This is a genomic window from Nocardia sp. NPDC052566, from assembly GCF_044547285.1.
In the GTDB taxonomy this organism is placed as follows: domain Bacteria; phylum Actinomycetota; class Actinomycetes; order Mycobacteriales; family Mycobacteriaceae; genus Nocardia.
In genome coordinates, this window is sequence record NZ_JBIUAF010000007.1 from 164,607 (window position 1) to 186,453 (window position 21,847).

The 21,847-nt window shown below is 68.9% G+C and carries 10 protein-coding genes; 3 read left to right on the forward strand and 7 right to left on the reverse strand.

The features are described from left to right. Nucleotides 1–25: 25 nt before the first annotated feature. Nucleotides 26–2,116, reverse strand: a complete 2,091-nt coding sequence (locus tag ACIG5A_RS35455; RefSeq protein ID WP_397248333.1) for an MMPL family transporter — start codon at nucleotides 2,114–2,116, stop codon at nucleotides 26–28. Nucleotides 2,117–2,574: 458 nt separating this feature from the next. Between ACIG5A_RS35455 and nrdF the strand changes: the two genes are divergently transcribed. From nrdF to ACIG5A_RS35470, 3 genes are all read left to right on the forward strand, one after another. After that, nucleotides 2,575–3,537: a class 1b ribonucleoside-diphosphate reductase subunit beta gene (nrdF, locus tag ACIG5A_RS35460; RefSeq protein WP_397248335.1), complete on the forward strand. Its 963-nt coding sequence runs from the start codon at nucleotides 2,575–2,577 to the stop codon at nucleotides 3,535–3,537. Between the two features lie 117 nt (nucleotides 3,538–3,654). Continuing rightward, the gene (locus ACIG5A_RS35465) at nucleotides 3,655–4,179 is read left to right on the forward strand and encodes an O-acetyl-ADP-ribose deacetylase (protein ID WP_397248337.1); all 525 of its coding nucleotides are present in this window, start codon (nucleotides 3,655–3,657) and stop codon (nucleotides 4,177–4,179) included. Nucleotides 4,180–4,407: 228 nt separating this feature from the next. Continuing rightward, the gene (locus ACIG5A_RS35470; RefSeq protein WP_397248339.1) at nucleotides 4,408–4,851 is read left to right on the forward strand and encodes a DUF222 domain-containing protein; all 444 of its coding nucleotides are present in this window, start codon (nucleotides 4,408–4,410) and stop codon (nucleotides 4,849–4,851) included. Here ACIG5A_RS35470 and ACIG5A_RS35475 read toward each other — a convergent pair. The 6 genes from ACIG5A_RS35475 to ACIG5A_RS35500 all read right to left on the reverse strand — a co-directional run bounded on the left by ACIG5A_RS35475 (nucleotide 4,824) and on the right by ACIG5A_RS35500 (nucleotide 21,804). Next, entirely contained in the window at nucleotides 4,824–5,063 is a 240-nt protein-coding gene (locus ACIG5A_RS35475) for a hypothetical protein (RefSeq protein ID WP_397248341.1), read from the reverse strand. The two genes, ACIG5A_RS35470 and ACIG5A_RS35475, sit on opposite strands and share 28 nt — an antisense overlap. 167 nt (nucleotides 5,064–5,230) lie before the next feature. Continuing rightward, a complete protein-coding gene (locus ACIG5A_RS35480; protein ID WP_397248343.1) occupies nucleotides 5,231–5,905 on the reverse strand; it encodes a polysaccharide deacetylase family protein in 675 nt (224 codons plus the stop codon). A gap of 149 nt (nucleotides 5,906–6,054) precedes the next feature. Further along, entirely contained in the window at nucleotides 6,055–6,873 is an 819-nt protein-coding gene (locus tag ACIG5A_RS35485; protein WP_397248345.1) for an ABC transporter permease, read from the reverse strand. Continuing rightward, nucleotides 6,870–7,691, reverse strand: a complete 822-nt coding sequence (locus ACIG5A_RS35490; RefSeq protein WP_397248347.1) for an ABC transporter permease — start codon at nucleotides 7,689–7,691, stop codon at nucleotides 6,870–6,872. The genes ACIG5A_RS35485 and ACIG5A_RS35490 overlap by 4 nt, the downstream gene beginning before the upstream one ends. Continuing rightward, nucleotides 7,688–8,671: an ATP-binding cassette domain-containing protein gene (locus ACIG5A_RS35495; protein WP_397248349.1), complete on the reverse strand. Its 984-nt coding sequence runs from the start codon at nucleotides 8,669–8,671 to the stop codon at nucleotides 7,688–7,690. The genes ACIG5A_RS35490 and ACIG5A_RS35495 overlap by 4 nt, the downstream gene beginning before the upstream one ends. Beyond that, complete coding sequence (locus ACIG5A_RS35500) at nucleotides 8,668–21,804, reverse strand: amino acid adenylation domain-containing protein (RefSeq protein WP_397248351.1); 13,137 nt, start codon at nucleotides 21,802–21,804, stop codon at nucleotides 8,668–8,670. Before ACIG5A_RS35500 ends, ACIG5A_RS35495 begins: the two co-directional genes overlap by 4 nt. Nucleotides 21,805–21,847 lie beyond the last annotated feature (43 nt).

Sequence of the window (21,847 nt, forward strand, 5' to 3'; positions counted from 1 at the left end):
CGCAGGCTGCGGGCTGCCTGGCGGGTCACTTGGTCAGGCTGACCTCCGGTTCCGGTCGTGCGGAGCCCCGGGACAGCGCGCTCGGCCACCAGATGCGGTCGCCGATGTCCAGGGTCAGCGAGGTGACCAGGATCGAGCGGACCACCACGGTATCGAGCAGCACGCCGACCGCGATCACCACGCCGATCTCGGCGAAGGTCACCACGGGCAGCGTGGTGAAGACCCCGAAGGTGCCCGCGAGCACCAGGCCCGCCGAGGTGATCACGCCGCCGGTCGCGGCGAGCCCGATGATCGAGCCCGCGCGCGTCCCGTGTTTCTTCGCCTCCTCGTGCACCCGCGACATCAGGAAGATGTTGTAGTCGATGCCGAGTGCGACCAGGAAGACGAAGGACAGCAGCGGAAGTCCCGCGTCGATGCCGACGAATCCGGCCAGATCGAAGATCCAGCGGCTCAATCCGAGTGCGGCGAAATACGACAGCACCACGGTCGCGGTGAGCAGCACCGGCGCGAGCAGCGAGCGGAGCAGCAGCATCAGGATGATCATCACGATGGCCAGCACCAGCGGCACGATGATCCGATTGTCGTGCGACACCGCATGTTTGATGTCGAGCAGCACCGCGGTCTGCCCGCCGACCTTGGCGTCGGGAGCCACCGCGTGCACGGCGGCGCGCACCCGCTCGATCGTCGCGTCGGCGGCGCGGCTGTCCGGCGGGTCCGACAGGGTGCCCTCCAGATAGGCCCATTCGCCCCTGACCACCGGCGCGGTCGGGGCCGTGATGCCCTTCGTCGAGCCGACGGCCGAGGCGACCGCGGCGATGCGCGCGGACGGCGCGATCACCACCACCGGCTGCCCGGTGCCCGCGTCGAAATGCCGTTCCAGCACCGAGGTTCCGGTGACCGCGGCGGAGTCGCCGACGAAGGCGTTCTTGTTCTCGATGCCGTTGGCCCGCAGGCCGACGACACCATAGGCCAGGCCGAACAGCAGCAGCGCGGTGACGATCCACACCGTGCGCGGACGCCGCGAGATGAACAGGCCCGCGCGCGCCCAGACGCCGGATTCGGTCTGGTCGACGGTGCCGAGCCTGGGATGGCGCGGCCAGAAGATCCACCGGCCCGCGATCACCAGCAGCGCGGGCAGCAGGGTGAGCATCGCGGCCAGCGCGATGGCGATGCCGATGGCGCAGACCGGCCCGATGCCCTTGGTCGAATTCAGTTCCGCGACAAGCAGAGCCAGCATCGCGACGATCACCGTGCTGCCGCTGGCCAGCACCGCGGGCCCGGCCCGGTGCAGCGCGACCGCCATCGCCTCGTGCTTGTCGGCGTGGCGGCGCAACTCCTCGCGGTAGCGGGCCACCAGCAAGAGCGCGTAGTCGGTGCCCGCGCCGAAGACCAGCACGGTGAGAATGCCTTGGCTCTGCGCGTTGACCGTGAGCCCGAGCTTGGTCGCGCCGTAGACCGCGCTCATCGAGATCGCCAGCGCTACCACCGCGGTCAGCAGCGGCAGCGTCCACAGCATCGGCCCGTAGGTGATCAACAGGATGACGATCACGATCGCGCCCGCGGCATACAGCAGCAGGCCTTCGATTCCCTTGAACGCCTTGCCGAACTCCGCCGCGAATCCGGCCGGGCCGGTGGCGTACAGCGCGAGTCCGTCGGGGTGATCGGTGGTCGCGTCGGTGACGCCGCGCACGTAGTCCGTCAGCTCGTTCCAGCCCGCCGTGCCGATCTTGATGGGCACCAGGATCTCCACGGCCTGGCCGTCCCTGGACGGGATCGGGCCGAGCACCTTGTCGGTGACCACGTGCTCGACCTGCCTGATCCGCGCGGCATCGGCGCCGATGGCCCGCCGATCCGCCTCGGTGATGCCGCTGGTGCGCTCGTACACCAGCACCACCGGTACCTCGTCGCTGGTGCCGAACTTGTCCGCCAGCCGGTAGGCCTGGGTGGATTCGGCGCTGTCCGGTAGCCACGTCACACTGTCGTTTTTCTGCGCGCCACTCAGTTTCCCGGCGAACGCGCCGAGCGCGAGCAACGCGATCAGCCAGACGCCGAGCACGACCCACTTGCTGCGGCGCCCACTCGGGATTCGCGCCAATCGGCCGAGCGCATCGTTCATTTCAGGATCGGTTGGTGCGGACATCCGGTGAGGCCCCCTGGAGACGTGTGTCGCACGATGGCACCGATCGTACGGATCGGGTGTGACATCGGCGACGAAAATCCGGCGGGCGTCCGATTCCACGCGAATCGTGTCCGACAACGCGTTTCGCGCCGGACGGCGGCAAATCGGTTGGGGCGTGCGCTGTTCGTGGTGCACGCGGCGCGCCGTTGCCGCGGCCGATCGCGGGCAAACGACCGGCGACCGGCAGGGGTCGGCGCGGACCGATGTGCCCGCGTGGGCGCGCGTGCCGCACAATAGGGGCCGCAGGCGGTGCTCCCGGCGTATCGTGCCCGTGGTGATAGGCGCCGCCGCGACACAAGGTGTTGTGCGGCACGGACTTGTCACCCACTAGGAGTAGTGTTCCAGGGGAGTAATTCCGTGACGGTAGCGTGCTCGGGAAAGGGCGTGGAGGCAGGATGAGACTGATCGATCGGGTGTCGGCCATCAATTGGAATCGGGTGCCCGACGAGAAGGATGCCGAGGTCTGGGATCGGCTGACCGGCAACTTCTGGCTGCCCGAGAAGGTTCCGGTGTCCAACGACATTCCGTCGTGGAACACCCTCACCGCCGATGAGAAGCAGCTGACCATGCGGGTCTTCACCGGCCTCACCCTGCTGGACACCATCCAGGGCACGGTCGGCGCGGTGAGCCTGATCCCGGACGCGCTGACCCCGCACGAGGAGGCGGTGCTCACCAACATCGCGTTCATGGAGTCGGTGCACGCCAAGAGCTATAGCTCCATCTTCTCCACGCTGTGCTCCACCAAGGAGATCGACGAGGCGTTCCGCTGGTCCGAGGAGAATCGGAACCTGCAGCGCAAGGCCGAGATCGTGCTCGAGTACTACAACGGCGACGATCCGCTCAAGCGCAAGGTGGCCTCGACGCTGCTGGAGAGCTTCCTGTTCTACTCCGGCTTCTACCTGCCGATGCATTGGTCCTCGCGGGCCAAGCTCACCAACACCGCGGACATGATCCGGCTGATCATCCGTGACGAGGCGGTGCACGGCTACTACATCGGCTACAAGTACCAGAAGGGCCTGGAGCTGGTCTCCCAGGCCGAGCGCGACGAGCTGAAGAACTACACCTTCGAGCTGCTCTTCGAGCTCTACGACAACGAGGTCGAATACACCCAGGACCTCTACGACGAGGTCGGCCTCACCGAGGATGTCAAGAAGTTCCTCCGCTACAACGCCAACAAGGCGCTGATGAACCTCGGCTACGAAGGCCTGTTCCCGAAGGACGAGACCGACGTCAACCCGGCCATCCTGTCGGCGCTGTCGCCGAACGCCGACGAGAACCACGACTTCTTCTCCGGCTCGGGTTCCAGCTACGTGATCGGCAAGGCCGTCAACACCGAAGACGCAGACTGGGAGTTCTGAGCCCGGTTGTAACAAGGCAGCCCTTCCCGCTCCAGTGGGAAGGGCTGCTTGCGTTTGCGGCCCCTCGACTCCGAACTATGGCGTGTCCCCGGAAGTAAGCTCGTACCCTCTCCAGACATGAGCACCCACTCGCCGACGATCGAAGTGGTTTCGGGCGACATCACCCGCGAGCAAACCGACGCGATTGTCAACGCGGCCAACGAATCCCTGCTCGGTGGCGGCGGCGTGGACGGCGCGATCCACCGCGCCGCGGGACCTCGTCTGGCGCGTGCCGGTGCCGAGCTCGCACCGTGCGACCCTGGTGATGCGAAGGCGACTCCGGCTTTTGATCTGACCCCGCCCATCAAGCACATCATCCACACCGTCGGCCCGATCTGGGAGGGCGGCAACCACGCCGAACCCGAAACCCTGGCCTCCTGCTATCGCCGCTGCCTCGAGGTAGCCGACGAACTCCGCGCCGAAACCCTCGCCTTCCCAGCCATTTCCACCGGCGTCTACGGCTTTCCCGCCGACCGGGCCGCCCACATAGCCGTCACCACACTCCGCACCACCCCGACCAACGTCCGCCACATCCGCCTGATCGCCTTCGATCAGCGGACTTACCGCCTCCTCGCCGATGAGCTTGCCCGGCAACAACTGTGAGCCATCGAAGGGACTTGCCGGAACAAGGCGCCAGCTACGGTCGCGACCATGTGCCACCGTGGCGAAACATGCTCCCGCCGACGTACGCGGCGTCAGTTGTGCGGGGTGGGCAAGCTGATCACCATGGGGTCCGGGTCGATTGGGTGGGTCGCGCTCAACTGATCGTCCGGGGGAAGGGGCACGCGCGGTTCGCGGACGCCCGCGGCGCCACCACCAACCGGCCCGCGTTTGACCTTCCGCGTCGCCGCGACCACCCAGCTGGGCTCGTTCCACACCATGTGTGGTGAGCCGATCGAGCCCCGCATGCCCGCCACCGCTGCCGCGCAGGTCGAGGGCGCGGTATCGGTCGAGCACGCACGAGTGATCCACAAGGTCCTCAACCGGATCCCGGGCTGTATGGACAACCCCGAATGCGAAGCCGCCGAACAAATCCTGGCGACAGTGGCGCGGGAAGTGACCCCGGAACAGGTCATCCAGGTGGGCGAGAAGATCCGGTCCTACCTCGACACCGACGGCCAGCTGAGCACTCACGCCGATCGCCAGCGCATGCGCGGTATCACCCTGGGGCATGAACGCTCCGACGGAATGGCAGCGATCACAGGCAGTGTAATGACAGTGACCCAGGCGGTAGACCGCTGGCCAACTCAATTGTCGCCGAAGGGTTTCCGATAGATCGGCACAACCTGAGCGAGATCGGTTCCGTCGCCCGAACCCGCCGCCTCGCGGTCCCCCATACTCTCTTGAATGGCAGAAATCCTGCTGTGAATCGCGGCCAGCTGCTCATGAATTTGCGCCATCGCCACGGTATCGCACCGAGTCCGATGATCCCGCCACAACTCCAACTCGAATAGCCGCTGCCCCAAGGCCTTCTCACTGCTTGTCATGAACCGAGCCCTCCCTCGTCCACTCCGACGTCGAAACACGCTCCATAGACTCGCAGCGCCGCTGTCTCCGGGCATAGTGGACGATGGGTCGTCCTCCAGTTGTCCGGTCGGGGGCTGCCCAGAACCTCGCTGCCGCAAGCCTGGACACCGGCGACCAGCACCCTGTTTCAATCCGGGATGTAGTCCCGCAGCGGCGCGGGCCGCAGACCGGCCGCATCGGCGGCGGCGAGTGCGCGGGCCAAATCGACGGCCACCGTTTCATTGAAATGCAGCAGCACGATATCGCCGGATTTCAGCGCGGGCGTCGGCGGCGTCACCCCGGACCAGGTGGTGAAGTCGTAGGTCCAGGTCACCAAAGCCTTTGCGCCACAGGCTCGGGCGACCACCCGAGTGGTGTCGTTGTAAGCGCCGTACGGCGGCCTGGCCAGGCGTGGCTCCTGGCCGAACTCGGCCAGGGCCTTCTCGCGCGCCGCACACAGTTGACCCCGCTGCCCGGCCGCGTCCATCGTGGTCAGATTCGGGTGGTCGACGGTGTGGTTCTCGACGCGAGCCGGGCCGTGGTCGAGCAAGGTGTGAAAGTAGCCCGCGTCGTAGGAGTATGCGCCTGGCAGCAGGAACAGGGAGGCGGGCACCCGACGGTCCAGCAACAGGTTCTGCGCGGCCGGGTCGTGATTCCACCCGTCGTCGAGGGTGATGAAGACGACCGGCTCGCTTGTGGTTACGCGATTTACGACGCGGACGGGGGTCGGCCAGTCCGCTGCCTGCGCGGGCGTGGTAAGCCCGATGAGCAGCAGTGGTACCACGACGGCGAACACGGCTCGGAGTGCACGAACTATGGACATAACCGATCATTGGTCCGCGGCAACGGTGGAATCAACTGGCGGCGAGATGAATTCGACTGGGGAAGCCGGTTTCAACCGGCAAGACTATTTGGTGGCGCCGACGTAGGCGGGCGGGGGCCGTGGACCGGGGGCTGGGATTGTGGGACTGCCTACCTGCGGCTGGCGCGGCGGTAGCCGAGGGTGGCGGGGATGGCGAAGAGGGCGATGGTCGCGACGGACCAGATGAGGGTCAGCGTGAGCGGGCGGGCGATGGGGCCGTCCAAGGCGAGACCGCGCATGGCGTCGACGGCGACCGACAGGGGTTGGTTGCGGACTACCGGTTGGATCCAGGTGGGGTAGGCGATGAGGGGGACGAAGCCGGTACTGAAGAACATCATCAGGGAGGTGAGGATGGTGATGGCTTCTATGAGGGTGGCTTTGGCGGTGTAGACGGCTATGGCGGTGACCATGGTGGCGAAGGCCAGGCCGAAAAGTATTGGGACGAACAGGAATGCGAGGGTGGCCAGGGGGTTCTGGTGGAAGCGGAAGCCGAGGAGGTGACCTACGGCTACCACGGCGAGGGTGCCCGCGACGATGCGGCAGCCTTCGGCGAGGATGCGGGCGATGAGGCCGGAGGCGCGGTGGACGGGCAGGACCCAGAAGCGGGCGAGCAGGCCCGCGTCGCGTTCGCGGCCGAGCAGGACGCCGCCGGCGATGGCGCCGGTGAGCGCGCCGACGATAGTGACCATGGGGACCGAGCCGTAGAGGGCGCTGCCGCCGGTGAACTTCCGGATCTGGCCGCCGACAACGGTTTCCAGCATGATCAGCAGCAGGCACGGGATGATCAGGGTCTCCAGCAGGGTGACCGGATTGCGGGTCCAGCGGATCAGCAGCCGCTGGGTTTGGATCAGGGTGTGACGGGCCAGCGACAGGGGCGAGCTCTCGGAGACGGCGTACGGGTGCGCCGAGCGTTCGGCCAGCAGGGTCATGACGCCCTCCTCGTGGCGAGCCGGATGGACAGTGGAATGCACAGGGCGAGAATGGCGATGGCCCAGGCCAGTGGCGGGCCCATCAGCGACAGGGTGACCTGGCCCGCGTTGCCGACGGTGTCACCGGCCAGCGCGCGCAGGGCGATCGCGAACTGGGAGACCGGCTGATTGCGGACGAACGGCTGCACCCAGCCCGGAAACTGGTGTGCCGGAGCCAATCCCGTGGACAGCATGCCGAAGATCAAGGGCGGCAGCACCAATGCCTGCGTCGTCGTTTCCGGATTGCGTGACACGGTGCCGATCACGTCGGCGCCGATGGTCAGCGCGATCCCGATGAGCAAGGCGAACAGCAGGAAACCGAGGGTGTGCCAGGCGTCGAGGCGGAAGCGGAAACCGATCACGTGCCCGCACACCAGCGCGGTGGCCAGCGCGATCAGCATCCGGAAGATGTTGCCGGACATGCGCGCCGCCATCGGCACCAGCGGGCCGACGGGCATGGAGCCGAAGCGCCGGTTGAGCCCGGCGACGGAGTCGGTGGCGGCGCGGAAGGCGGCGCCGATGGCGGTGAACGCGGCGGCCTGCAGGATCACGATCGGCATCATGAACTGCGCGTAGCTGCTGAATCCGGTGCCCGCGAACGTCATCACCGTTTTCAGCGGAATGTAGAAGCTCGCGGTGAAGGCGACGGGGGCGAGGATCGAGGTGAGCACCTCGCCGGTCTTGACGGACGGCACGATCAGCCGGGTGGTGAGCACCCACCACTGCTGGGCGCGGACCGGGGTGGCGCGCGCCTCGGTGAACCAGGTCGCCGTGGTCACGAGATCGCCTCCGCGCCGGTGCTTTCTGCGGAGGCCAGGTGACCGGTCAGCTGCAGGAATACGTCGTCGAGCGAGGGCCTGCGCAGGGCGATGTCGACCAGTTCGATGCCGGCGCCGTCGAGGCGGCGCAGCGCCTCGGCGAGTGTTTTGGCGCCGTCGGGCGCGGGAATCGCGATCCGGTCCGACTCCGCGGTCAGCGCTGCCCGATTCCCTTGCGGCAGCAGGGTGCCGAGTGCGGTGGCGATGGCGGGCAGGTCCTTGAGATCGAGGGGCACCACCTCGCAGTAGCTGCCGCCGGTGCGCGATTTCAGCTCGTCGGCGGTGCCATGCGCGATGACGAGCCCGTGATCGATCACGATGATCCGATCGCTGAGCGCGTCGGCCTCCTCCAGGTACTGCGTGGTGAGCAGCGTGGTGATATCGGCCTTCTTGAAGCTGGCCACCAGATCCCAGACACCCTGCCTACTGCGGGGATCGAGGCCGGTGGTCGGTTCGTCGAGGAACACCACGTCGGGACGGACGACGAGTCCGCAGGCGATATCGATGCGCCGCCGCATACCGCCGGAGTAGGTGCCGACGCGGCGTCCTGCCGCGGCGTCGAGGTCGAATTCGCCGATCAGTTCGTCCGCGCGTGCCTTGGCGGCGCGTTTGCGCAAGCCCATCAGCCTGCCGAACATGACGAGATTCTCGTAGCCGCTGAGCATGTCGTCGAGCGCGGCGTATTGCCCGGTCAGCATGATCCTGCGGCGCACGGCGGCCGGATCGCCGACGACGTCGTGCCCGGCGACCAGTGCTCGCCCGCTGTCCGGGGCGATGAGGGTGGACAGGATGTTCACCATGGTCGTCTTACCGGCGCCGTTGGGGCCGAGTATGCCGAGCACCTCGCCCGGTTCGGCGACGAAATCGACACCGCGCAACGCCTTCACGGCGCCGAACGATTTCGCTATTCCCTCGACGACGACTCCGTGTTCGGAATTCATCCTCGGCCTCCCAAATGTTCGTCGAGCACGCGCGCGACGATCGGCAGTGCGTGTGGTGCGGTCAGGTCGTCGTGGCGGACCTCGATGTCGTGGTTGACGATCTCCCCGGTGACATACGGTCGCCAGCCCGCAGGGCCGAAGATGTCGGAGGTGTCGACGGTCGCGCTGAAATACAGCACCGGACCCCCGTAGACCGGGCGCTGGTAGCCCGTTCTCGTGTGCGCGGATGCGTTGTAGGACTGCGCCATTCGTTCGATCGTCGCGGCGTCGACCAGTGCGACGCCCAGCCGTCGCCTGATCAGCTCGGCCGCCTCGGTCGCGGTGGCTTCGGCGGGCACGTCGTCGATGCCGAAGACCGACCCGAAGGTGTTGACGAAGGCGCCCGCGGTGAGTCGTTCGACGCTGTCGCCGTCGATATCGGCGGTGTCGGCATCGAGCAGTGCGACGACGCCCACCTCGTCGCCCGCCGCTTCGAGCTGGGCCGCCATCGCATGGGCGATCAGTCCGCCGAACGACCAGCCGAGCAGGTGATACGGCCCGGACGGCTGTACGGCGCGGATCTCCCGCACATATCGCTCGGCGAATTCCTCGATCGACGCCACGGAGGATCCGCCGCTGAGATCCGGCGCCTGCAACCCGTAGATCGGTCGGCCCGGCCGCAGGGATTCGGCGAACCCCAAGTAGGTCCACGCCATTCCGGACGATGGGTGAATACAGAACAGCGCGGGTTCGGCGCCGCCGAGCCGGATCGGCAGCAGGACGTCGAGTCCGAGCCCGCCGGGCAGGGCAGCGGTGGGCGCGTGCAGCGCGGACTGAGCGGCGGCTTCGGCATCCGCTGCGTGGCGCGCCGCCGGTGTCTCGGCGAATGCGGCTGCTGCGCGGAGCATTTCGACCCACAGATCCGCGAGCTCCGCCACCTCGTGCTGACCGAGCAGCAGCGCGGGGAACCCGAAGCTGGCGCGCAGCCGGTCACCGATCACCACGGCGTTCACGTCGATCGCCGATTGCAGTGGCACCTCGCGGTTTTCGACGGCGTGCAGATCACCGAGCTCATCGGTCGGCAGCCAGCCGAGGCCTTCGAGCCCGGCCGGGATCTCCCCGGTCGAATAGCGGCCGAGGTAGTTGAAGCCGATCTGGCCGGGCAGTGCGCGCGGAAGCTGTTGTGCCGTCTCCGGATTGAGGTAGCGCACCAGGCCGAAGCCGATGCCTTTGTCCGGCACCGCGAGCAGCTGATGCTTCACCGTGCGCAGTGCGGCGCCCATCGCGGGGCCGCCCGCGACGGCGTCGTCGACATCGATACCGGTGAGGTCGAGTCGCACCGGGTAGAGGCTGGTGAACCAGCCGACGGTGCGCGTCAGATCCGCGCCGGGCACGATGTCCTCCTGCCGCCCATGGCCTTCCAGCCGCAGCAGTGCCGTCGGCTCGGCCACGTCGCGACGCGCGCGCCAGCGCACCAGGGCCAGGGCCAAGGTGGTGAGCAGTGCGTCGTCCACGCCGCCGTGGAGGAGCGCGGGCAGTGTGGTGAGCACCGCGGTGGTCACCTCGGCGGACAGCTCGCGGTCGATCATTCGCAGCGTGTGCGCCTGGTCGACGGTCGGATCGAGCGCGCGCGCACCGATCAGCGGATCGGGTCCGGCGATTACGCCCTGCCAGTAGGCGAGCTCGGAAACCCGGCGCCGCGTGCGGGATTCGTCGGTCAGCGCATGCGACCACCGCCGCATCGAGGTGCCCGTCTCGGCAAGCACCGGGGTGGCGCCTGCGCAGACCTGCGCCCACGCGGCGATCAGATCCGGCACCAGGATGCGCCAGGACACGCCGTCGATCACCAGGTGGTGCGCCACCACGATCAATCGTCCTGCCCTGGTACGGGTTCCGGCGTCACCGATCGGATCGAGCCAGATGAATTGCAGCACTGTGCCGTTGGCCGGATCGAGCCGGTTCGTCGCGGCATCCAGCTCGGTGACCGCGTATTCGCGCAGATCGACGGAATCGGCGGCGGCGTCGAATGCGATGCGATGCACCAGCGCGTCCACCTCGACGGAACCGGGCGCACCGACCAGCAGCCGGTGCGCGCCGTCCTCGCCCGTGACGAGTCGGGCGCGCAGCATGTCGTGCCGGTCGACGGCGGCCGTGAGGGTGGCGACGATCCCGTCCCTGCCGATGCCGACCGGCAGTTCCAGCACCGCCGTCTGCGCGAAACGACCGAAGTCGCCGCCGCGTTCGAGCATGTAGTGCACGATCGGCGGCAGCGGCATGGCGCCGACACCGCCACCGGGCAGCTCGTCCAGTGTCACCACGGCGCCCGCGGCATCGGCGGCCGCGGCCAGCGCGGTCACGGTGCGGTGTTCGAAGACTTGCAGCGGTGTGCAGTTGATGCCGCGCTGTTTGGCGAGGGAGACGAGCTGGATGGCCAGGATGCTGTCACCGCCGAGCGCGAAGAAGGAGTCGTCGGCGCCCACCTTGTCCAGCCCGAGCAGCTCGGCGACGATTCCGGCGAGCGTCTCCTCGGTCTGGGTGGCCGGTGCACGGTATTCGGCCTGGTCGGCGCTGAATTCCGGGGCGGGGAGCGCCTTTCGGTCCAATTTGCCGACCGCGGTGAGCGGGATCGCGTCGAGGACGACGAACGCCGACGGCACCATGTAGCCGGGCAGCGTATCGGCGGCGACGGCACGCACCCGCGCGATGTCGAGCTCGGTGCCCGGCGTGCGCACCAGATACGCCGCCAGCGCCGTCGCGCCGGTGGGGCCGGGCACACCGAGGGTGACCGCGAAATCGACGCCGTCGATACGGCCGAGGACGGCATCGATCTCACCGAGTTCGATGCGCTGACCGCGCACCTTGACCTGGAAGTCGGTGCGGCCGAGGTACTCCAGCTCGAGTCCGGTGCTCGCGCGGGTCCAGCGCACCAGATCCCCGGTGCGGTACAGGCGCTCGCGCGGTGCGCCGAACGGGTCGGCGACGAAGCGGGCCGCGCTCAGACCGGGCCGCGCGTGATAGCCGCGCGCCAGCGCGGGTCCGGCGAGGTACAGCTCACCGGCGACGCCGACCGGCACCGGCCGCAACCGATCGTCGAGCACGAGCGTGGCCGCGCCGCGCACCGGCGTGCCGATGGTGACCGGGCCCCCTACCGCGAGCGGCGCGGAACTTGTTGCCCAGATGGTGAATTCGGTCGGGCCGTACAGGTTGATCATGGTGCGGTCCGCGGCCCACTTCTCGACGAGTTCCGCGCCGACGGCCTCACCGGCCACCGCGAGCACCCGCACGCTCGACACCTCGGCCGGATCGATGGTCGCCAGCGCCGACGGCGTGATCACCATGTGGCTGACCTGTTCGGCGGCGATCAGCTCCGCGAGCGCGCTACCGCCGAACACCTCCGGCGGCGCGACCACCGAAGCGCCGCCGGCGCCGAAGGCCATCAGCGCTTCGAACACCGACGCGTCGAAACTCGGCGACGCCACCTGCAATACCCGGGCGTGCTCATCGAGGCCGAGCGATTCCCGCTGTGCCGCAACGAGGTCGGCGATGCCGCGATGCGAGACGGAGACGCCCTTCGGCGTTCCGGTCGACCCGGAGGTGTAGATCAGCCAGGCCGGATTGTCGGGCCGGATCGGGCCGGGCAGCTCGCGCGGGCGCAGCGCGGTACGGCGGGCACCGCACCAGCGTTCGACGAAGGCGAGATCGTCGAGCACCAGCCAGTCGGTGCTGTCCGGCAGCGCGGGCCGGTACGCGGCGAGCGTGAGGCCGACGCGCGCACCGGAATCGGTGAGCATGTGATCGATCCGTTCCACCGGATGTTTCGGATCGACGGGCAGGAATGCCGCGCCGACCTTGGCCGCGGCCCAGATGCCGATGAGCAGTTCGGCGGAGCGCGGAAGGCCGAGCGCCACCACGGTTTCCGGGCCCGCGCCCGCCGCGATGAGCAGCCGCGCGAGCTGGTTGGCGTGCGCGTCGAGCTCCCAGTAGGTGGTGGTATTTCCGTCGACCACCAGCGCGGGGCGGCGCGAGTGGGCCGCCGCCGTCGCGGCGAGCAGCTCAGGAAGCGTAGTGCCGCCTGTGGTTTCCGGCCCGCGCACCGGGACCAGCTCGGCGCGCTCGGTGTCGTCCATCAGGTCGATATCGGCGAGCCGGATGGCCGGATCGGCGAGTACCGCGCCGAGTACCCGCCGCCAGCGCGTGGCGAACGAGGCGACGGTGGCGCTGTCGAACAGATCCGTCGCATAGGTCAGCACGCCGTCCAGCCCGGCCGGTCCGTCCTCGGCGAAGCGCTCGCGCAGGTCGAGCGTCAGGTCGAACTGCGCGGTCCCGCGCTCGAAATCCTGGACCTCGAACCGCAATCCGGGCAGCTCCAGCACCGGCTCGACGAAGTTCTGCAGCGTCAGCGACACCTGGAACAGCGGATGGTGCGCGGTGGACCTGCTCGGGTTCAGCACCTGCACAAGGCGTTCGAACGGCACGTCGGCATTGCCGAAGGCGTCCAGATCCACCGACCGTACCGCGGTGAGGAATTCGGCGAAGCAGACCGCCGGATCGACCGGAGTGCGCAGCGCCAGCGTATTGACGAACATGCCGACGAGCTCGTCGAGCGCCTGTTCGCCGCGACCGGCGATCGGGGTGCCGATCACCACGTCGTCGGTGCCGCCGAGTCGCGCGAGCACGACGGCGAGTGCGGCGTGCACCACCATGAACAGGCTGACCTGCTGTGCGGCCGCGAATTCCACGAGCGCGCGGTGTGTTTCGGCATCGATGCGGAAATCCAGATCGGCGCTGCGCATCGACTGCACCGCGGGGCGCGGCCGGTCGGCGGGCAGCTCGATGACGTCCGGCGCGCCCGCGAGGCGATCGGTCCAGTACCCGATCTGGCGGGCGGCCAGCGATACCGGATCGGTTTCCGCGCCGAGCACTTCGCGATGCCAGAGCGCGAAATCGGCGTACTGCACCGGCAGCGGGACACGGGTGGTGTCGGCGCCCGCCGCCCGCTCGGAATACGCGGCGACGAGATCGGCCGCCAGCGGCGCCATCGACGCGCCGTCGGCACTGATGTGGTGCACGATGAGCACGACGACGTGCACCCGCGGCTCGAGACGGAACAACCCGACCCGCAGCGGCGGCTCCTTGGCGATATCGAATCCGGTACCGGCCAGCGCGGTGATCCGATCGCGCAGCGCCGCACCGTCTTCGGTATCGAGGACGCGCACCGCCGGCACGGCGGCCTCCGCGCCGATCACCACCTGTCGTGGCCCCTCCGCATCGGACGGGTAGATGGTGCGCAGACTTTCGTGCCTGGCGACGACGTCGGCCAGCGCCTGCGCCATGGCGGCGACATCGAGGTCGCCGGTGAGCCGCAGGGCGACCGCGATGTTGTAGGCGGGTGAGGCGGGATCCAGCCGGTTGAGCACCCACATGCGCTGCTGCGCGGGGGAGAGCGGGACGCGATCGGGCCGGATCCGTGGGGCGAGTGCGAAGCGGCCCGGCGCGCCGCCGGTGGCCGGGACGACGCGTGCCGACAGCTGTGCGACGGTGGGCGCGTCGAACAGATCGCGCAGCGCGATGGTCGACCCGAGCGCCGAATTGACCCGTGCGACTACCTTGGTCGCGCTGAGCGAGTTGCCGCCCAGTTCGAAGAACGACACGTCGACGCTCACCCGCTCGCTGCCGAGCACCTCGCCGAATACCTCGGCGACGGCCTGCTCGACCGGCGTGCGTGGCGCGAGATAGGGCCGCTTGGTATCCGAGAAGTCCAGCACGGGAAGGGCGGTGCGGTCCAGCTTGCCGACCGGGGTGAGCGGGATGGTGTCGAGCACGACGAGATATCCCGGCACCATATATCCGGGCAGTTCGGCGGCGACCCGTACCCGCAACAGCTCGGTATCCAGCGAAATGCCCGCGGCGGGCAGGACATAGGAGACGAGCACGGTCGCACCTGCCGGTCCCGACCGCCCGATCGTGACCGCGTATTCGACCTGCTCGTCGCGCGAGAGCACGGCGTCGATCTCGCCGAGCTCGATCCGCAGGCCGCGGATCTTGACCTGGAAATCGCTGCGGCCCAGGTACTCCAGCTCGAGATCGCCCTCGTGGCCGAGTACCCAGCGCACCATGTCACCGGTCCGGTACATCCGCTCGCCCGGCGCGCCGAACGGGTCGGCGACGAAACGGGCCGCGGTCAGCTCGAATCGGTTGAAGTAGCCGCGCGCGAGCGCGGGACCGGCCAGGTACAGCTCGCCGGCCACTCCGATCGGCACCGGCCGCAACCAGGTGTCGAGCACCATGTTCGCCGCACCGCGGATCGGCCCGCCGAGGGTGATCGGCTCTCCGGCGAGCAGCTCACCCGGTCCGGTCGCCCAGATGCTGAATTCGGTGGGCCCGTACAGGTTCACCATGCGCCGTCCGGTCGACCACCGCTCGATCAGCTCGGGCGTTGCCGCCTCACCGGCCACCGAGAGCACCCGCAGCTCGTCCAGCCCGGCGGGCTCCATGGTGGCCAGCGCCGACGGGGTGATCACCGCGTGGGTGATCCGTTCGGCGCGCAGCAGCCGCTCCAATTCGGTGCCGCCGAAGACATCCGGCGGCGATACCACCAGCCGCCCGCCCGCGCTGTGCGCCATCAGCAGCTCGAAGACCGAGGCGTCGAAGCTGGGCGAGGCGACCTGCAGCGCGCTGGCGGTTTCGTCGAGCGCCAGCGTTTCCCGTTGCGCCGTGGTCAGATTCGCGATGCCGCGATGGCTGAGCAGTACGGCCTTCGGTTTACCGGTGGAGCCCGAGGTGTAGATCAGGTAGGCGGTCTGATCGATATCGATCGGGCCGCCGCGCTCCGCATCGGTGATCGGCGCGTCGGAGACGGTCATGGCGCGGCGGATGGTGTTGAGATCATCGAGCAGCAGCCAGTCGACCGTGCCGGGCATCGTATCGCCGAACGCGGTGACGGTCACCCCGATCGGCGCCTTGGAATCGGTGAGCATGTGCTCGATCCGCTCCACCGGATAGTTGGGATCCAGTGGTGCGAAGGCCGCGCCGGTCTTGGCGAGCGCCCATACGGCGACGACCGATTCCAGGGATCGGGTGAGCGCGAGCACGACGAACACTTCGCGGCCGACGCCTCGGCGCAGCAGCACCCGCGCGAAGCGGTTGGACCAGGCGTCGAGTTCGCCGTAGGACATGGTGAGCTCGCTCGCCACCACCGCGATGGCGTCCGGATCGATACGCGCACCGGCACTGAGGATTTCGGGCAGTGTCCGCATCGGCACCGACTCCGGCCCGCGCACCGGCAGGAGCAGCGCGCGTTCGGTGTCATCGCAGTACTGCAGGTGCGAGACGAGCGCGCGCGGGTTGTCCGCGAGCTGGGTGAGCAGCCGGATGAAACGGCCGAGCAGCGGTTTCGCCGCGGCGGGATCGAGCTGATCGGCCATGAATTTCACGGTGACGCGCAGCGTGTCGTGCCCGTCCGGACCGTGCAGCGGAATGACCATGAGGTTCAACGGATATGGCGTCGCGTCGGTGCCCTCGACGTCGAGCACCCGCATCCCCGCGATGTCCAGCGCCTGCGACAGCGCCTCGCGATCGATCGGATACGACTCGAAAACGGTGAGCGTGTCGAACAATTCGGCGAGGCCGACGGCCTGATGGATGGCCGCGAGCCCGACGTGCTGATAGTCCATCAGCCGCGCCTGCTCCTGCTGGAGGCGGGCGACGAGATCGACCACCTTCTCCGCGGGATCGAGCCGCACCCGCACCGGCAGGGTATTGATGAACAGCCCGACCATCTCCTCGACGCCGGGCAGCTCCGGCGGCCTGCCGGAGACGGTGCCGCCGAACACCACATCGGTGCGGCCGGTGAGCATCGCGAGCAGCATTGCCCAGCCCGCCTGCACCAGCGTGTTCACCGTGGCGCCCGATTCGCGCGCGGTGGTGTCGAGCCGGGCGACCAGCTCGGCGGGCAGATCCGCCGAGATCATGCCGGTCTCGGTCGATTCGATGCCTGCCAGCGTCGGCACCGCCCTGGTCGGTGTGTCGATACCCGCGAGCGATTGCGCCCAGGCGCCGGTCGCGGCGGCGTCGTCCTGTTCGCCGAGCCAGGCCAGGAACTCCCGATACGAATGGGCGGGCGGCAGCGCGGTGGCGTCGCCGGAGGTCACGTAGAGCGTCAGCAGTTCGCGCACCAGCAGCGGCGTCGACCAGCCATCGAGCACCAGATGGTGATTGGTCATGATGAGCCGGTAGGTGTCCGGCCCGAGCCGGACCAGGGTGAAACGGAGCAGCGGCGGACGGGCCAGTTCGAAGCGGGTTCGCGCGTCGAGTGCGACCACCCGATCCAGTTCGCGCCCGCGCTCGTCCTCGGGGACCCACGTCAGATCGACATCCAGCCAGCGGATCTCGGCGTCGGCGAGGACGAGCTGACGCGGACCGTCCTCGGTCTCGACGAAGGCGACCCGCAGGTTCTCGTGCCTGCGCACCAAAGCCTGTGCGGCGGTGCGCAATCGGGCGCCGTCGACGGTGCCCGCCAGGGTGAGCAGCGATTGCACGGTGTAGCCGTCGGCGGTGTCGGAATCGTAGAGCGCGTGGAAGAGCAGGCCGTACTGCAGCGGCGAGAGCGGCCACACATCGGTGAGATTCGGGTAATCGCGTTCCCAGGAGTCGATGTCCGGCTGGGTCACCCGCACCAGGTCGAAGTCGGACGGGGTGCGCCCGCCCGCACCGGAGCGGGTGGCATGCGCGGCGAGTGCCCGCAGCGCGTCGGCCCACAGCTCGGCGAGTTCGCGGACCTGGTCGTCGTCGAGCAGCCGCCCGGCGTACGCCCAGGTCACCTCCAGCCCGGAATCGGTGAGCACCGCGTTGATATCGACGACGGCCGCGAGCGGCGCGCCGTCGTCCTGCGTGGCAGCGAAGCGCCGTGGCAGCCACGGCCCCGCCTCGCCGCCGGTGGTCGCGCGGCCGAGGTAGTTGAAGCTGATCTGCGGAACCGGTGCGTCCGTGAGTGATTGGGCGGTGAGATAGCGCAGCATGCCGTAGCCGATGCCCTTGTCCGGCAGCGCGCGCAGCTGTTCCTTCGTGTTCTTGATCGCGGCGCCCGCCGCGGCGCCACCGGTGAACGCGTCGTCGAGATCGATGTCGGCCAGATCGATAGCCGCCGGGTACACGCTGGTGAACCAGCCGACGGTGCGGGCGATATCGGCGCCGGGCAGCACGGTCTCCGCGCGCCCGTGTCCTTCGAGGGTGAACAGCGCGCGGCCGCGGTGACGCCACTTCGCCACCGCCATCGTCAGCGCTGTCAGCAGGACATCGTCGGCGCCGCAGTGGAATCGGTCGGGTGCGATGGTGAGCACCGGATCGGCGATCTCGGCCGGGATGACGGTCCGGCACTGCGCCATGGTCGCGACGATGTCGACGGCCGGGTCGAAGGCGGCCGAACCGATCGCCGGATCGGGTGTTGTCGAGATGTGCTGCCAGACAGTCACTTCGGCGGTGCGTGTAGCCGCGTGCTCGCGCTGGCCGCGCGCCCACCGGCGGAACGAGGTGCCGACGGGGGCCAGGGTGCCGCCCAGTGCGGCGGTGGCCAGATCGGGCAGCAGGATGCGCCACGAGACACCGTCGGTCACCAGATGATGCAGCACCAGCCACAGCAGGGGAGTGGCGCCGTCGCGCTCGATCAGGACGAAGCGCGCGACGACACCGGCGCCCGGATCGAGGAGATCGGCGGCGCGCTGGAGCTCGCGCTCCGTGGTCTCCGCGCGGTCGTCGCCCGTGACGACGTCGATGAGATCCTTCGCGAGCACCGAACCACGCTCGCCGACAGTCCATTCCCAGCCGTCGGCGCCATGGCGCAGCGTGGAGCGCAACAGATCGTGGTGGTCGAGCAGCGCCTGCACCGCGGCGCCGAGCCCCTCGCGGTCGATACCGGCGGGCAGATCGATCAGTACGGCCTGGCCGAATCGCCGCCACGCAGCACCGTGCTCCAGCATCGCGTGCACGATCGGCGTCAACTCGATCTCACCGACACCGCCGCCCGGCAATTCGTGCACCACCTGTGTCTCGACCGTAGCGGCGACCGCGGCCAGCGCGGCAACGGTCTTGCGCTCGAACACATCCCGCGCACTGAACCCGATTCCGGCGGCCTTCGCCCGCGACACCAGCTGAATCGACACGATGCTGTCGCCGCCGAGCGCGAAGAAGCTGTCGTCGACACCGACCGAATCCAGCCCGAGCACCTCGGCGAACAACCCGGCGAGCACCGCCTCACGCGGGGTGGACGGTGCGCGTCCCGAAACCGGGCGCGCACCGAAATCCGGTGCGGGCAGCGCTTTGCGGTCCACCTTGCCGAGCGGGGTCAGCGGGATCCGGTCCAGCACTGTTACCACCGCGGGCACCATATAGGCCGGAAGCGTTTCGCCCGCAGCGGCTTTGAGCGCCTCGGGATGGATGTCGGCACCCGGCTTCAGCAGCACGTAGGAAACCAGCGCGGTAGCACCGGAGTTCGTCTCGGCGCCGAGGGTGAGCGCGAAATCGACCTCGGGATGGCGCTGCAGCGCGGCGTCGATCTCGCCGAGCTCGATGCGGAATCCGCGCACCTTGACCTGGAAGTCGCTGCGGCCCTGGTATTCCAGCTTCAACCGGCCACCGTGCATGCGCCAGCGGACCAGATCGCCGGTGCGGTACATGCGCTCGCCGGTCGCGTACGGGTTCGCCACGAACCGGCCCGCCGTCAGTCCGTTGCGCCGGTGGTAACCCCTGGCCAGCCGGGCGCCCGCGAGATACAGCTCACCCGTGGTGCCGACCGGTACCGGGCGCAGCCATGGATCGAGCACGACCGCCGAGACGCCGCACACCAGCCCGCCGATGCTGATCGGCCGGTCCGGCGTCAACGGGCCGGACAGCGTGACGGTGACGGTGGTTTCGGTGGGGCCGTAGCCGTTCAGCAGCGTGCGGCCGGACCACTTCGCGACCAGCTCTGGCGGGCACGCGTCGCCGCCGACCACGACGGTGCGCAGGCCGGGCAGCGTGACCGGATCGAGCGAACCGACCACGGCCGGTGTGACATTGAGATGGGTGACCCGGTGCGCGCGCAGAATCTCCGCCAGCTCCTCGCCCGCATACGCCGAGGGCGGTATGACGACGAGCGTCGCGCCCGCCGCGAGGGTCACCAGGATCTCCTCGACGGAGATGTCGAAACTCGGCGACACGGCATGCGCCACCACCGAATCGGCGCCGACCCCGAACCCGGCGCCCGAGCTCGCCACCAGATCGGCCAGGCCACGATGCGTGACGAGCACGCCCTTGGGCAGCCCGGTCGAGCCGGAGGTGTAGATGACGTACGCGATCTGGTCGAGGCGCACCGGCTCGCGCCGGTCGGTGTCGGTGATCGCCGCCGGTGACTGCGCGCGCACCGCCGCGGTGGTGGACTCGTCGTCGAGGACGAGCCAATCCACCCGGTCCGGCAACGACTTTCGCGCCGCCGCGATGGTCACTCCGGCCACCACACCGCTGTCGCCTGCCATGTGCTCGATCCGGTCGGCGGGGTAGGTCGGATCGATCGGCACGAACGCCGCACCGGTCTTGGCGACCGCGAGCATCGCCAGCACCGAATCGACCGAGCGCGGGATCGACATCGCCACGGCGCGTTCGGGTCCGGCGCCTGCCGCGATCAACACCCTGGCCAGCCGGTTGGTGTGCTCGTCGAGCTCGCGGTAGGTCATGGCGGTCTCGCCGCCGCGCAGCGCTACCGCCGACGGGGCGAGTGCGGTCGCGGCCGTGAGGATTTCGGGCAGCGTGCGCGGCGGCACACCGTCATCGCCGCGCACCGGCGCCAGTGCGTCGCACTCGTCGTCGGACAGCACCCGCACCGTGGACAGCGCGGCATCGGGCCCCGCCGCCAGGAAGCTGTGCAGGAACAGCAGGAAACGGCTGTGCTGGGCGGCCAATTCGATATCGCCGTAGAGATTCGCGTTGGCCTGGAAGTCGATATGGGTGCTCTCGCCGCCGACGCCGGGATACAGGTTGACGAACAGGTCGTCGATCAGCCCCGAGGTGAGCACGTGCAGTGTCCCGGTGACCGGGCCGAGCTGAATCCTGGTGTCCACCATCATCAGATTCACCGATGGTCCGAACGAGGCCGTCTCGTCCATCGTCCAGCCGAGATCGCGGAAGATGTCCTCCTGGCGATAGCGCTGCCGCCGCAGCGCACCGGTGAGCTCGCCCTGCGCGGCCCGGATCACCGCGCCGACCGTGGTGGTCGGATCGAGGGTGAGTCGCAGCGGCACGACATTGGCGATCATGCCGCCGGAGCGGCGCAGCGTCGCCGTGGTGCGCGCCGAAACCGGCAGGCTCAGTACTACTTCCGGCGTGCCGGTCATGGCGGCCAGATAGGCGCCGAACGCCGCGACCACGGTCGGCGCGACACCGGAACCGGCCGCCTCGGCGACCTGCTCGAGCAACCGCGCGGTCTTCGGCGGCAGCGCGCCCGCCACCCGGCTCGGATGCGCGTCGACCTCGGCGACCCGGCCCGCCAGGCTGACCGGATCGGCCATACCGCTCAGATGGGTGCGCCAGTACTCGCGGTCGGCGTCGAAGCGGTCCGAACTGCGGTAGGCCAGATCGGCATCGACGATCTTGCGCAGATCCTCGGCCTTGGCGGCGGGCGGTTCGCGGCCATCGATCGCCGCGTTGTAGAGCTCGCCGGTGCGCTGCACCATGGTCAGCGCGCCCATGCCGTCGAGCACGATGTGGTGGATGCGCGAGTACCAGAACCAGTGCTCGTCGGCGACCCGCAGCATGGCGACGTAGACCAGCCGGTCGCGGGTGAGCTCCAGCGGCGCCGAGTATTCCGCGTGCATCCACGCGTGCGCGGCGGCCTCGGGATCCGGTTCGCCGCGCAGATCGACGATCCGCAGCTGGTCGTCGAGGGTGGTGTCGACGAATTGGTAAGGGTGGCCGTCGAACTCGAGTAGGCGCAGGTATCCGGTGCCGAATTCGCGGCCCGCCCGGCGCGCGGCGTCGGCGAGCGCGTCCACGTCGAGTGGTCCGGCGAGTTCGACGTATTGCGCGATCGAGATGGGGGTGTCGCCGGCGATGTGCTGGGCGAACCAGATTCCGCGTTGAGCCGCCGAAAGGGCGAAGGCGCCTTCGGGTACGGATGGCTGAGGCATGAGGAGTCCTACGTTCCGACCGCAGTACTTGCCGCCGCACAGC

Coding starts and splice junctions, on each gene's coding strand:
- ACIG5A_RS35500 (WP_397248351.1), bottom strand. CDS start 21,804: ATGCCTCAGCCATCCGTACCCGAAGGCGCCTTCGCCCTTTCGGCGGCT.
- ACIG5A_RS35475 (WP_397248341.1), bottom strand. CDS start 5,063: ATGACAAGCAGTGAGAAGGCCTTGGGGCAGCGGCTATTCGAGTTGGAG.
- ACIG5A_RS35485 (WP_397248345.1), bottom strand. CDS start 6,873: ATGACCCTGCTGGCCGAACGCTCGGCGCACCCGTACGCCGTCTCCGAG.
- nrdF (WP_397248335.1), top strand. CDS start 2,575: ATGAGACTGATCGATCGGGTGTCGGCCATCAATTGGAATCGGGTGCCC.
- ACIG5A_RS35455 (WP_397248333.1), bottom strand. CDS start 2,116: ATGAACGATGCGCTCGGCCGATTGGCGCGAATCCCGAGTGGGCGCCGC.
- ACIG5A_RS35480 (WP_397248343.1), bottom strand. CDS start 5,905: ATGTCCATAGTTCGTGCACTCCGAGCCGTGTTCGCCGTCGTGGTACCA.
- ACIG5A_RS35465 (WP_397248337.1), top strand. CDS start 3,655: ATGAGCACCCACTCGCCGACGATCGAAGTGGTTTCGGGCGACATCACC.
- ACIG5A_RS35495 (WP_397248349.1), bottom strand. CDS start 8,671: ATGAATTCCGAACACGGAGTCGTCGTCGAGGGAATAGCGAAATCGTTC.